10 protein-coding genes and 2 pseudogenes are annotated in these 13,430 nt (G+C 59.2%); 3 read left to right on the plus strand and 9 right to left on the minus strand.

Going from position 1 to position 13,430, the window contains the following annotated elements:
- Positions 1-5 precede the first annotated feature (5 nt).
- The 6 genes and pseudogenes from AC4PR2_RS19090 to AC4PR2_RS19115 form a co-directional block, all read right to left on the minus strand.
- Complete coding sequence (locus AC4PR2_RS19090; protein WP_084827389.1) at positions 6-953, minus strand: siderophore ABC transporter substrate-binding protein; 948 nt, start codon at positions 951-953, stop codon at positions 6-8.
- A gap of 55 nt (positions 954-1,008) precedes the next feature.
- Positions 1,009-2,997, minus strand: a pseudogene (locus AC4PR2_RS19095) (ligand-gated channel protein).
- A gap of 244 nt (positions 2,998-3,241) precedes the next feature.
- On the minus strand, positions 3,242-4,237 hold the full coding sequence (locus AC4PR2_RS19100; RefSeq protein WP_492175369.1) for an ABC transporter permease: 996 nt from the start codon (positions 4,235-4,237) through the stop codon (positions 3,242-3,244).
- On the minus strand, positions 4,234-5,745 hold the full coding sequence (locus tag AC4PR2_RS19105) for a sugar ABC transporter ATP-binding protein (protein WP_084827390.1): 1,512 nt from the start codon (positions 5,743-5,745) through the stop codon (positions 4,234-4,236). The genes AC4PR2_RS19100 and AC4PR2_RS19105 overlap by 4 nt, the downstream gene beginning before the upstream one ends.
- Positions 5,746-5,902: 157 nt before the next feature.
- Positions 5,903-6,459: pseudogene (gene puuR, locus AC4PR2_RS19110) on the minus strand (HTH-type transcriptional regulator PuuR).
- A gap of 197 nt (positions 6,460-6,656) precedes the next feature.
- Positions 6,657-6,941, minus strand: a complete 285-nt coding sequence (locus AC4PR2_RS19115) for a hypothetical protein (RefSeq protein ID WP_162215439.1) — start codon at positions 6,939-6,941, stop codon at positions 6,657-6,659.
- Here AC4PR2_RS19115 and AC4PR2_RS19120 point away from each other — a divergent pair.
- Both AC4PR2_RS19120 and AC4PR2_RS19125 read left to right on the plus strand, forming a co-directional pair.
- Positions 6,855-8,273, plus strand: a complete 1,419-nt coding sequence (locus AC4PR2_RS19120) for a glutamine synthetase family protein (RefSeq protein ID WP_060420247.1) — start codon at positions 6,855-6,857, stop codon at positions 8,271-8,273. The two genes, AC4PR2_RS19115 and AC4PR2_RS19120, sit on opposite strands and share 87 nt — an antisense overlap.
- A 534-nt stretch (positions 8,274-8,807) precedes the next feature.
- On the plus strand, positions 8,808-10,175 hold the full coding sequence (locus AC4PR2_RS19125) for an APC family permease (RefSeq protein ID WP_038877871.1): 1,368 nt from the start codon (positions 8,808-8,810) through the stop codon (positions 10,173-10,175).
- 71 nt (positions 10,176-10,246) lie between these two features.
- Here AC4PR2_RS19125 and sbcB read toward each other — a convergent pair whose 3' ends face one another.
- Complete coding sequence (sbcB, locus tag AC4PR2_RS19130) at positions 10,247-11,677, minus strand: exodeoxyribonuclease I (protein WP_149506019.1); 1,431 nt, start codon at positions 11,675-11,677, stop codon at positions 10,247-10,249.
- Between the two features lie 180 nt (positions 11,678-11,857).
- Here sbcB and AC4PR2_RS19135 point away from each other — a divergent pair, with 180 nt between their 5' ends.
- Positions 11,858-13,045: a tyrosine-type recombinase/integrase gene (locus tag AC4PR2_RS19135; RefSeq protein ID WP_492175370.1), complete on the plus strand. Its 1,188-nt coding sequence runs from the start codon at positions 11,858-11,860 to the stop codon at positions 13,043-13,045.
- Here the strand turns inward: AC4PR2_RS19135 and AC4PR2_RS19140 are convergent.
- Together AC4PR2_RS19140 and AC4PR2_RS19145 are read right to left on the minus strand one after the other, a co-directional pair.
- Positions 13,023-13,217, minus strand: coding sequence for a helix-turn-helix transcriptional regulator (locus AC4PR2_RS19140; protein ID WP_072008405.1), 195 nt, complete (start codon positions 13,215-13,217; stop codon positions 13,023-13,025). The two genes, AC4PR2_RS19135 and AC4PR2_RS19140, sit on opposite strands and share 23 nt — an antisense overlap.
- A 24-nt stretch (positions 13,218-13,241) precedes the next feature.
- On the minus strand, positions 13,242-13,430 hold a 189-nt coding region (locus tag AC4PR2_RS19145; protein ID WP_492175371.1), incomplete at its 5' end, for a 3'-5' exonuclease.

A 13,430-nucleotide genomic window follows, 5' to 3' on the forward strand; every position in this document is an offset into this window, starting at 1 on the left:
TTTCTTTATCGTGCTGGGTGGTTCAGCGCCTCGCTCACGCGTTCGACGACGTGCTGGGCGGTGACGATGCCGCCGGACAGATACACCTCGGCCGCCGGCAGGTAAACCACCTGGCCTTTTTTCACCGCCGTGGTTTTCTTCAGCGCGGTGCCGGTAAGGATTTTCTGCGGTGCCACCGCGTTCGGCCGTCCGGTCGCGGCGTCTCTGTCGATAACGAACAGCCAGTCCGGATTCAGTTTGGCCACCTGCTCAGGCGTCAGCTTGTTGCCGCGCACGTCTTTTTCGTCGGACTGCAGCGCAGACGAGAAGCCGAGGGCGTCATAGACGAAGCTGAAACGGCTCTTGGGGGCGTAGGCGCTGATCTTGCCGCCGGAGAACAGCACCACCAGCCCGCGCCCGGCCTGGGCGGCCTGTGGTTTGACCGCCGCGATCTGCGCATCCAGCTTATCGACCGCCGCCTGCGCCTGCTGCTGCTTATCGAACAGCTCGCCCAGCTGCAGCGTGCGCTGTTTCAGGCTGCCCAGCTGATCCTGCGGATCGACGGACATGTTCAGCGTCGGCGCCAGCGCGTTCAGCTCGTCATAGGCTTTGGACGCCCGGCCGGCGATCAGGATCAGATCCGGCTTGGCGGCGCGCAGCACGGCCATATCCGGCTCGAACAGGGTGCCGGCATTGAGGTATTTGTCATCCTGATAGCGCTTCAGGCTATCCGGCAAGTTCTTGCGGTTGCCGGGCAGCGCCAGCGGCTCGACGCCCAGCAGCTGCAACGTTTCAAGCGAGGCGTAATCCAGCACCACGATGCGCTGCGGGTGCTTTTTCACCTCGGTGCTGCCGTTCAGGTGCTGGACGTTGACGGTGGCCGGAGCCACAGGCGCGTCGGTTTTGCTGTGGCAACCCGCCAGCGCCATCGTGGCCAGCAGGGCGATCATCAGGGGGGAGCGGCGTAATCTCATGGAGCTTCCTCACGGTGATGGAATGAAAAGGGCGCGCAGCGCGCGCCCGGGGGCATCAGAAGTTGTAGGTCATGCCGACGGTGTAACGGCGGCCGTCCAGCGTGGTGCGGAAGTGATCGTAATCCACGGTTTTGTCGAGGATGTTGTAAACCCCGCCGGTCAGCTGCAGGTTTTTCGCCGCCTGGTAGCTCAGGCCCGCATCGACGAAGGTGTAGGACGGCGTGCTGGTCGCCATCGAGGTGCGGCTCAGATACTGTGAGGTTTTGCTGCGGAAGTTAACGCGCGACCACAGGCTGAGGTCCTGCGTGGCACGCCAGTCCAGAACGGTATTCAGCATGTGCTTCGGCATTTGGTTGAGCGCCTTGCCCTGGAACTCGCCGCTCTTCTGCTCGGAAGAGGTGTAGGTGTAGTTGGTGTTCCACTTCCAGTCTTTGTTGATCTGCCAGCCGAAGGTGGCCTCTACGCCGCGCATATTGGCTTTGTCGACGTTGACGCGATCGCTGATAAAGTCATAGACATCGTTGCCGATCTTGCAGTCCGGCGTGTCTTCGCAGCGGCGCACTTCGGTGATTTTGTCTTTAAAGTCGGTGTTGAAGACCGTCACGCCGGCGTTAACGCCTTTCAGGCTATCCCACATCAGGCCGATTTCTTCGCTCAGGCTCTTCTCAGGCTGCAGATCCGGGTTGCCGACGATGATGCCTTTACGCACGCCGCCGCCGGTGACCTGCCCCCAGTTAGGGGAGGATTGGCGCAGATCCGGCGATTTATAACCGGCGGAGACGCCGCCTTTCAGCGTCCACTGTTCGGTCAGGTGCCAGACACCGTACATGCGCGGGGTCCAGTGGCTGCCGAAGTTTTCATCACGGTCCATACGGATGCCGCTGGTCAGGCTGAAGTCGTTGGTCAGCGCCCATTCGTCTTCAGCGAACAATGCCCAGCTCCAGCGCGTCAGCTTGCTGAGACCTTGAGCCGATTCAAGCTGGTTGCCGCCGTCGCCCAGTTTTTCATAGCGGTATTGGCCGCCGAGGTTCAGCATGTGGGAACCCAGCTCGAACTGGTTCTGGGTGTTGAAGATGGTGTTGTAGGCCTTCATGTTACGGCCCGGGTTACCGGTTTCTTCGCGCTGCACGTAGCTGGTGGAGTTGCCGAAGTCGTAATAGCCGTTGTGGGTCAGCGCGTAGTTGGTGCGGGTGTATAGGCTTTCGCTGACCTCGGTTGGGGTGCACTTGCCTTTGCTGCAGCGCTCCGCCACCACCGATTTACCCGGCGTGCTGTTGCGATCCTGCAGCGAGCGGCCGATTTCGAAGTCGAATTCGTTTTTCTCGTCCGGCGTCAGGGTGAACACCGCGGTGCCGCTGCGCATGCGCTGTTCGTTGTAACCGTTGACGATTTTATCTTCCGCGCGGCGCGACAGCAGGCCGTTGACCCGCAGGCCGAGCAGGCCTTCAACCAGCGGGCCGGAGGCGTAGGCGTTGGTCTGGAACAGATCGCCGGAATTGCGGTTTTCCTGAATAGTGGCGTCACCGTGCAGCGAGCCTTTCCACTCGGTGCGTGAGGTTTTGCGAGTGATGACGTTGATCACACCGCCCATGGCGTCGGAACCGTACAGCGAAGACATCGGCCCGCGCACCACTTCGATGCGCTCGATGGCTTCCAGCGGCGGCAGCCAGCCCTGTTCGATGCCGGCGTTGTCGCTGTTCGGGCGGGTGCTGCGGGTGTCAACGCGCTTGCCGTCCACCAGGATCAGCGTGTACTTGGAAGACATGCCGCGGATGCTGATGTCACTGCTGCTGGCGCCGCCGGTGACGACCACGCCCGGCACGTCTTTCAGCGCGTCGGTCACGTCGCGATAGGCCTTGTCTTCGATCTGCTGGCGCGGGATCACCGAGATGGAAGCGGCGGAGTCCTGAATTTATTGCTGGAAGCCGGAGGCGGTGACGACCATGGTGTCCTGGGTGTCGTTCTGCGGCGCGGCCAGCGCGGCGGTGGCGCTGAGTGAGGCGACGACCAGAGCGGCGAGCTTGCTGTAACGTGGCGTTTCCATGAGGTAAACCTTTCCTGGGTTGAAGTGAAAGTAATTAACCAATTGAATTTCTAATGAAATTATTCATCGTGCGCTGAGAAATACTTCGCTTCGTCAGCGTTGCGTGAGGGTATTGTAAGGATTTTTTACTGAATGTAAACGCTAATGATAATTCATATCATTTGTATGCTTGTTCTGCTGACGGGAAAGGGTAACCGGATGAATTAAAGGGAAAAGCGGCGCAGCGGGCGTGCGCCGGGGAGGATCAGCGTTTCTGGATGTAGGTGATGGCCAGCGCCAGCGCCAGCACCAGGCCTTTGATAATGTCCATGGCGTAGTAGGGCACCGACAGCATCACCAGGCCGTTTTGCAGCACGCCGAGGATCACCGCGCCGATCAGGGTGCCGAGCGCATTGGGTTTACCGCCCCCGGCCAGCGAGAAGCCGATATAGGCCGCCGCCACCGCGTCCATCAGATAACCGCCGCCGGCGTTGACCTGCGAAGAGCCGATACGTGACGCCAGCAAAATGCCGCCAAGCGCCGCCAGCCAAGAGGAAATAACGTAAGCGGCAACCCTGTAACGCACGGTGCGGATGCCTGACAGACGTGCCGCTTCGGGGTTGCCGCCGATGGCATACATGCGGCGGCCATGCTTGGTCAATGACAGGAACAGCTGCACCGCGACGGTGACCGCCAGCATGATCAGCACGATCACCGGCACCTGGCCGAGGGCGGAAAACACCTCCGGGATCAGGCCTTCCGCCATGTCGCCATTCGGCAGCACCATGTTTTGGGTGATGGATCCGCCGTAGCTGTAGGTCATCGCCACGCCCTGGATCACGAACAGGCTGGCCAGCGTCGCCAGCATATCGGGAATTCTGAACACCACGATCAGCAGGGCGTTGAACAGGCCGACCAGCGTGCACAGCAGCAGCGTTACCACGATGGCGCCGGTGGTGCCGAACCCGTGCCAGACGAAAAACGAAATCACCAGCGCGTTGGCCAACGAGGCGGTTGAGCCGACCGACAGATCGAAACCGCCGACCGACAGCGAGATAGAGACGCCGATGGCGATCACCGTCACGATGGCGATCGAGCGCAGGATATTGATGATGTTGTTGGCATCGAGAAAGTTGTCCGACGCCAGGCCGAACAGGGCGATCAGCGCCGCCACGGTCAGCAACATGCCCCATTTGTAGAGGAAATCGTACAGCTGTTGGCGCCAGGGCAGCGCAGGCCGCAGGGCTAATTCTTTACTCACGCAGGGGTTCCTCCGGTGGAATAGAGCAATAAGGTTTCTTCGTCGATGTCGGCGGCGTTCAACTCCGCCACGATGCGGCCGTCCCACAGCACGCAGATGCGATCGCACAGGCCAACCAGCTCGGCGAACTCGCCGGAGGCGTAAATCACGCCTTTGCCGGCGCGCGCCAGGCCGTCGATCAGGCCAAACAGCTCCTGCTTGGCCTTGATGTCCACGCCCTTGGTCGGTTCATCGAAGATCAGCACCTCGGCGTCGCCGCGCAGCCATTTGCCGATCGCCACTTTTTGTTGATTGCCGCCGGACAGGCGCGCCAGCCGCTGTTGCGGGCCCGAGGCGCGAATGTTCAGGCGCTGCATGATCTCGCGCGCCCAGCGCAGCTCTTGCCGCCGGCTGAACAGGCTCCAGCGCGAGAAGCTGTCGTCGGCGCTGACGCTCAGGTTCATCGGGATCGCCTCATCGATGAAGATGCCTTCTTTGCGGCGCTCTTCCGGCACCAGCGCCAATCCTTGTTCGACCGAGAGGTGCGGCGCGCGTGGCGCCCAGGGTTGCCCGCGCAGTTCGCCGCGCTCGAGCTGCACGGCGCTGGCGCCGAACAGCGCTTTGCACAGCTCGGTTTTGCCGGCTCCGGCCAGCCCGGCGATGCCGAGAATTTCGCCCTCATGCAGCCGCAGCGAAACGTCGCGCAGCTTGTGGCGATCGCGCAAGCCTTGCACCTGAAGCAGCGTGCGCTCGGCGTGCGGTGGGCGCGGCGGCGGGAAAATGTCGTCCAGCCGATGGCCGAGCATCTTCTCGACGATCTGCTCGCCGCTCAGCCCGCGCATGGGGTCTTCACTGACGCGCCGGCCGTCGCGCAGCACCGTCAGCCGATCGCAAATGTCGCTCAGTTCGTGGATGCGGTGGGAAATAAACACGATGCCGATGCCTTCGGATTGCAGGCGGCGCACCACGTTAAACAGGCGCTCGCTCTCGGCGCGATCGAGCGGCGCGGTCGGTTCGTCGAGCACCAGAAAACGGCAGCGGTGCGACAGCGCGCGCGCCAGCAACACCTGCTGTTTTTCCGCCAGCGTGCAGTCCGCCAGCCGCCTGCGCGGGTTGAGCGGCAGCGCCCATTGCTGCAGCAACTGCGCGGCGCGGCGGTGCAGCTCCGCCCAGTTCAGCCAGTGGCCCGGCTCGTTCAGCCAGTCCAGCATGATGTTTTCCGCCACCGACAGCGTGGGGATCAGCGCGACGTCGACCTCTTGCTGCACCACGTGAATACCGTGGCGGCGCGCCTGCAGCGGGGAGTGGATCGCCACCGCCTGGCCGTCGATCAGGATCTCGCCGCGATAATGATCGTGGGCGCCGGAGAGGATCGCCATCAGCGTCGACTTGCCCGCGCCGTTGGCGCCGACCAGCGCGTGGATTGAACCGCCCTGCAGCGTGAAGTCCACGTCCTGCAGCGCGTTGAAGCCGGCGAAGGCGATCGAGATATTGCGCATCTCGAGGCGTGAAGGCGTTGCGGTTGGCATAGAGCAATAAGGCCGTTTAGATGTTTAGATGGCTGTTCTGCTCTGTTGTAACACAGATTGCGCCGTTGGCAACCAACAAAATGGCATAACGGCGGTGAAAAACGCGTTGGCGGGCAGGGGCGCAACCCGCGTCAGGCTGCGCCGGTGCGAGAAGCGGTCAGAAGGTGGTGGGGGTGTGTGCGCTGACGATGCGGCAGATGCGCGCCGACGTATTGCTGAAGCTGTGCGGGATGCCGGTATTAATGGCGTAGCTCTGACCGGCGGTCAGGCAGTAGCTCTGGCCGTTGATGGTCAGCACGATCTCGCCTTCCAGCAGGGTGCCGATCTCTTCGCCCTGGTGTTTGATCTTTTCGCCGGTGGTGGTGCCGGGCTGGTAGGTTTCCAGCATCATCGCCAGGTTGCGCGTCGGGCTGCCGTTGTGCACCAGCTTCATCGACACCCCCTGGCTGCCGATCTCAATCAGGTCCTCGGCGTCGATCACCACGCGGGTTCGTCGGCGGCTTCCGGTTCGGCAAAGAATTCGGACAGCGACAGGCCATACACCTTCAGCAGCTTTTGCAGCGTGCTGATGGCCGGGCTGACCTTGTCCTGTTCGATGGTGCTGATCGCACTGTGGGTTAACCCGGACAGTTCGGCGACCCGGCGCTGCGACAAACCCAATTGCTGACGGATCTGCGACAGGCGTTTGCCCGGTGCCAAGCTGGCTTCGCTCATAGCGGTACTTCCTTCTGGTAGGGGCGACAGGCAGACATGAATATCGCTATCGGGCGCCTGTCTGGGCGATAACGATGCTGCATGATATCGGTAGTTAGGGCAGGTTTGGAAAATATATTGCCCATGTTCACTCTCGGTGCGTTGGACGAAATAATTGACGTAAAAAGAACGGCAAGGCCTTTTCGGTCAATATTTTATCAATTTAGCAGCCGGTGGCGAATAATCAAACAGGATTGTAACATTTGCAAACCTATTCTGTTAAGGCTATGTTTCATATTGTGGATGTTATTTTGAGCGCCCAGCAGCGGCGCGGCCTGGCGAGAAATCCAATCATGTGTTGAATCGAACGGCGGACGGGCGCCAACGCGCCTTAAGAGCATAATGGCGGGTGACGTATGCAAACCAATAGCGCAGCAGTTGAACATTTTGCACAGCATCATGAAGAGAGGCGAAGTAGCGCGTTCCAAAATGAGGTTGCTCATTATTTGGAACGCCATCCCGCCACGCAGTATGTCGATATCCTTCTCACCGATCTCAATGGTTCCTTCCGCGGCAAACGCATACCCGTCTCAGGGTTGAAAAAACTGGAAAAAGGCAGCTATTTCCCCGCGTCGGTGTTCGCCATGGACATTCTCGGCAACGTGGTGGAGGAAACCGGTCTTGGGCAGGAGCTCGGCGAACCGGACCGCGTATGCCTGCCGGTGCCCGGCTCGCTGACGCCGTCGGCCGCCGATCCGGAGCATATCGGCCAGGTGCTGCTGACCATGCTGGATGAAGATGGCACTCCCTTTGACGTTGAACCCCGCAATGTGCTGAACCGCGTGTGGCAGGCGCTGCGACAGCGCGGCTTGTTCCCGGTGGCAGCGGTAGAGCTGGAGTTTTATCTCATCGATCGGCAGCGCGACGCGGAGGGCGATCTGCAGCCGCCGTGTGCGCCCGGCACCCAGGAGCGCAACACCCAAAGCCAGGTGTATTCCGTCGATAACCTGAACCATTTCGCCGAGGTGCTGAACGACATCGACGCGCTGGCGAAACTGCAGGGGCTGCCGGCGGACGGCGCGGTGGCGGAGGCGTCGCCGGGGCAGTTCGAGGTCAACCTGCGTCATACCGACGATATCTTGCTGGCCTGCGACCACGCGCTGGCGCTGAAGCGGCTGGTGCGGCTGGTGGCCGAGAACCACGACATGCACGCCACCTTTATGGCCAAACCCTATGAGGATTACGCCGGCAGCGGCATGCACGTGCATGTCAGCATGCAGGACGGGGCGGGCAACAACCTGTTCGCCGACGCGGAAGGCGAGGATTCACCGCTATTGAAACAGGCGCTGGCCGGGATGATCACCCTGATGCCGGCATCGATGGCGCTGCTGGCGCCGAACGTCAACGCCTACCGGCGCTTCCAGCCGGGGATGTATGTGCCGATCCAGGCCGCCTGGGGCCACAACAACCGCACCGTGGCGCTGCGCATTCCCTGCGGCGAACCGGAGAACCACCGGGTGGAGTACCGCGTGGCCGGTGCCGACGCCAATCCCTATCTGGTGATGGCGGCGATCCTGGCCGGCATGCTGTACGGGCTGGACAACGCGCTGCCGCTGCCAGAGCCGGTGACCGGCAACGGCCTGGAGCAGGAGGGGCTGCCGTTGCCGATCCGCCAGAGCGACGCATTGTACGAGTTCGAACACCAGCACGCGCTGACCCATTATCTGGGCGAGCGTTTTACCCAGGTTTATCACGCCTGCAAGACGGACGAACTGCTGCAGTTTGAACGGCGGGTGACGGAAACCGAGATCGACTGGATGTTGAAAAATGCCTGAATGGGCGTATAAAGTAAGAGGTATGTGCGGGCGACCGGCCTGCCGGTAGCGGATTAATTCGCCTGCCGGGCTGGTTTTCCGTTCGATCGACAAAAAGAATTTGTATTTGAGGGCTTCCGGATCTTGTCATCCGGAGGCATTCTGGTGCAAAATATCTCAAATGCAGATAGCCGACGTTTTAACGCGTCGGTTATTTTTTTTGCATTAAGTTTTACCAACGTAGCGTTTCATACACCAAGCGAGGCCGGACACCGATCCGGATAGATAAATAGTTTCGTGCACGATCAAACAAAACTTTATGGTCGTGACTCATGAGGATTAGAAAGATGGGGCAATTTTTCACTTTAGCACCGGTGCCCGCCGGTTTCCGCTGTGGCCGCAGCGACTATGGAGCAGCCGAGGTTTCCTCGACCCGTTATCCAGCTTACAATCCCCTTCTTTTAGAATTAAGTCGCTCGTTGCGAAGTTTCCCCGCAACCTTAAGTCTTGGCGTGTCCGCCATCCGCAAGGCTCAAGGTAAGGGGGGGCTGAACAATGTCCGATAATACCCTCAACGCCGCTCCGGCTCAGCGCACCCAGCTGCGCAAAACCCTGACTTTGGTTCCGGTAGTGATGATGGGCCTGGCTTATCTGCAGCCAATGACCATCTTCGATACCTTCGGCATCGTATCCGGCCTGACCGATGGTCACGTCGCGACTGCGTACGCCTTCGCTCTGCTGGCGATCCTGTTTACCGCCCTGAGCTACGGCAAGCTGGTGAAGAAGTTCCCTTCCGCCGGTTCTGCCTACACTTACGCCCAGAAAGCCATCAGCCCGCACGTCGGCTTTATGGTGGGCTGGTCATCGCTGCTGGACTACCTGTTCATGCCGATGATCAACATCTTGCTGGCCAAGATTTACCTGGAAGCGATTTTCCCGGGCGTCCCGTCCTGGATCTTCGTGGCGGTGCTGGTCGGCTTGATGACGATTTTCAACCTGCGCGGCATCAAGCTGGTGGCTAACCTGAACTCCATCATCGTGGTGGTGCAGGTGGCGATCATGATCGTGTTCCTCGGCCTGGTGATCAACGGCATTTACCACGGCGAAGGCGCCGGTACGCTGGTCAGCAGCCGTCCGTTCTGGTCCGATAACGCCCACGTGGTGCCGATGATTACCGGCGCGACCATCCTGTGCTTCTCGTTCCTGGGCTTCGACGGCATCAGCTCGCTGTCTGAAGAGACCAAAGACGCAGAGAAAGTGATCCCGAAAGCCATCTTCCTGACGGCGCTGATCGGCGGCATCATCTTTATCGTGGTGTCTTACTTCGTGCAGCTGTACTTCCCGGACATCTCGCGCTTCAAGGATCCTGACGCGTCGCAGCCTGAAATCATGCTGTACGTGGCGGGCAAGTTCTTCCAGTCGGTGATCCTGGTGTTCTCCTGCGTGACGGTATTGGCGTCTGGCATGGCGGCACATGCGGGCGTTTCGCGTCTGATGTACGTGATGGGCCGCGACGGCGTGTTCCCGACTCGCTTCTTCGGCTATGTGCATCCGAAGTGGCGTACCCCGGCGCTGAACGTGCTGCTGGTGGGCGCCATCGCGCTGTCCGCGGTATCGTTTGACCTGGTGACCGCGACCGCGCTGATCAACTTCGGTGCGCTGGTGGCCTTCACCTTCGTCAACCTGTCGGTGATCTCGCAGTTCTATATCCGCGACAAGATGAACCGCACCGTGAAGGACACGTTCAACTACCTGATCCTGCCGGTGATGGGCGCACTGACCGTCGGCGCGCTGTGGGTCAACCTGGAAGCCAGCTCGATGACGCTGGGCCTGGTCTGGGCGGCTATCGGCCTGATCTACCTGGCCTTCGTCACCCGCAGCTTCCGTTTGCCGGTGCCGCAAGCGAGCGAAGACGCCGCCTAAGCGCGAGCCGTCTCCTCTGCCATCAAAAAGGCCGCATTCGCGGCCTTTTCCTTTTCTGCTTGCAGCGGGTTTTACCCCACCAATTCTTTGCCGTAATCGAACAGCGCTTTCAGCAGGGCGGTTTTCTCTTTGTCGCCTTCGTGCAGGTTATACAGCGATTCGAGCTGCAGCAGGTAACTCTGCACGCGCTCCGCGCTCAACGCTTCCTGGCGGTGCTGCAGCCAGCGGCGCTGCTCGGCATCGTCCAGAGTATTCGGGTAGTTGCGCGCGCGGAAGCGGAACAGCAGCTCTTTCATGCGGCCGTCGCTGAAGGCCAGATCCAACGCCGGCAGGTTTTGCGGCTTGGTCTGCTGAATAATCCTCATTGCCGCCTTGTCGGCGTCGCTGAAGAAACCGTCGTACAACCGGGCGTCGACGTCGTCGGAGCCTTTGAACGGCTCGGCTTCGGCGAACAGCGCCACCACTTTCTCGCGCACTTCCGGGTGCTGTTTCAGCAGCTGCAGGTTCTGCAGGCAGGCCTGGCGATCGATGCTCAGCCGCTCGGCGTTCTCCGGCAGCAGGGTTTTGGCCGGCGCCAGCACCGGGCATTTGTTGATGTGCACCAGCTTGATCGGCACCGGCGCCTGATCCGGCGCCAGGTCGTCGCGGCGGGTATACAGGCGTTCACGCAGCTGCTCGGCGCTCAGCGTCAGCAGCGGCGTCATATCGCCGGCGAGATCGCACATGATCACCGCGTTCTTGTTGTCCGGGTGCCAGGCCAACGGCGACACCCAGCTGGTGTTGCCGCGTGCTGCGCCGAACATGCCGGAGACATGCACCAGCGGCGTCATTTCGGCGACGTCGATCAGGGCGTTCAGCTTGTGCTTGTTGCGGTGCTGCAGCAGGAAATCGAACAGCCGGGGCTGCGCCTGCTTGACCAGTTTGGCCATGGCGATGGTGGCGTAAACGTCCGACATCGCGTCGTGAGCCTGCGTGTGCTCGACGCCGTTGGCGCGCGTCAGGTGTTCGAGGCGGAAGCTGGGGAAGCCGTCTTCGTTTTCCGGCCAGACGATGCCGTCGGGGCGCAGGGCATAGCAGGCGCGCATCACATCCAGCAGATCCCAGCGCGAGTTGCCGTTTTGCCAACTGTAGGCATAGGGATCGTAGAAATTGCGATAGAAGATATTGCGGCTCACTTCGTCATCGAAGCGGATGTTGTTGTAACCGAGAATGCAGGTGCCGGCCACGCTGAAGGCCTGATGGATTTGGCGGGTGAACTCGGCCTCGTTAACGCCTTTGGCGCGCGCCACCTGCGGCGTGATGCCGGTGATCATCACCGCCTCGGGTTCCGGCAGGTAGTCGTCGGCCGGGGCGCAGTAGATGACCAGCGGCTCTTCGATAATGTTGAAATCCATATCGGTGCGCACGCCGGCGAACTGCGCCGGGCGATCCAGCGACGGGCTTTTGCCGAAGGTTTCGTAATCGTGAATGTAGAAAGTATTCTGTCTATCGTTGTCTTTCACTGTCGGGGTTTGTCCGCGTATGTTGTTTAACGTACCGATTAAAAAGTATTTTTTAGCGCTTTAACTGCCTTGTTTGTCCATTCTTGCATAAGATTGTATTCACTTGTTTGCCTTCGTCCATGTGCTATTGTGTACAGGTTTGGTACATAACCTTAAATCAACTGCGTACAAAAAATTATTATGGCTCTCAGCGATACAAAACTGCGCTCACTACATGGTAAACCATATTCGGGAAGTCCTGAAGTGTCCGATACCGATGGGCTTAGCGCCCGCATTTCGCCCAAAGGGGTGATCAACTTTCAGTTTCGATACCGGTGGCATGGCAAAGCCCAACGATTAGGGATTGGCAGGTATCCTGCCGTCGCTTTGAAAGAGGCTCGTGCAATCACATCAGAGCTGCGCACCCTCTATGACCGAGGGATAGACCCGCGCCAGTATTTTGATAAAAGCGGAGATATCGGCAACAGGGCAACAGTGAAGGACTGTTTGAATTATTGGAAGGAAAGCTACGTTGATGTCTCGCTTCGTGAGAACAGTAGAGAGCTGTATAAATCGACTGTCATTAAACGTTTAAGTGATGCTTTTGAAGGGCGTCCAGTAGCAGAGATTACCGTTAAGCAATGGGTTGATTTGTTTACTCACGAGGAAAGGGAAAACAGCAGGCGGGCGCGTCAACTACTTGTCCAGTTGCGATCAGCGATGGGGTGGTGTATCCGTCGGCATTTTATACCCGATTGCTCAGTAATGAAGGTTGAGCCTCGTGACGTAGGGAGCCGTTCTGAAACCGGGGATAGAATTCTTACTTACTTTGAGCTGGCAGAAATTTGGATCGCAATAGAGCGCAGCAGGGCGTCAACTTCAAATAAGCTTTTGCACCAAATGCTCATGCTCTGGGGAGCGCGGTTGTCCGAGTTGAGGTTATCTGAGCGTCATGAGTTTGATCTAAGGGAAATGCTCTGGACTGTACCAAAAGAGCACAGCAAAACAGGAAAGGAAATCCGGCGTCCGATCTTCAAGCAAATTGAGCCGTTGCTGGAAAAGGCAATGCTGACGTATGACAAGGTTCTTTTCCCTGGGAATCTGATCACGGAACCTCTAACGATCTCTGCGGCCAATCGTTACATAAAACGCATTCGGGAAGGTTTGGATATTGGGTATTGGCGTGCGCACGATTTCCGGCGGACGTTGGTGACACGCCTATCAGAGGAGGGAGTAGCCCCACACATTACTGAAAGAATGCTGGGGCATGAGCTGGGTGGGGTGATGGCCGTCTACAACAAGCACGATTGGATAGAAGGGCAAAAGGAAGGGTATGAGATACATGCCGATAAGCTTTTCTGGCATGTTAAGAAGCAGCTTTCTGGTTGATTCCGCCGTTGAGTATCCACTGATTAACCGCACTCTCTAAATATGCTTTTGGGTGAGTGCGAACCGGCTTAGGGAAACAGTGTTTGTTCTGGTAGGTGTACATGGTCGATCGTGACGAAATGCCAAGCTTCGCCATGACCTCCTTTTCAGGGATCAGGTTGATATCTTGCATAGTTACCTCGGGAATGCTGGTGGGTTATTCTGCTGCTGAGAATAGGCGCTGATAAATTGCGGAAACATACTTCGCCTGGTGGATAGCATCGGCTAAGGCGTTGTGGCGCTCGCCGTCAAACGGCATATCACGCTTAGGATCAAAGCCAACTACGCGGCCAAGCTCAACGATAGTGCGCACGTCCCTGTCGTTGTACCACTCCCACGGCAACGG

Source organism: Serratia sp. A07, from assembly GCF_058725505.1.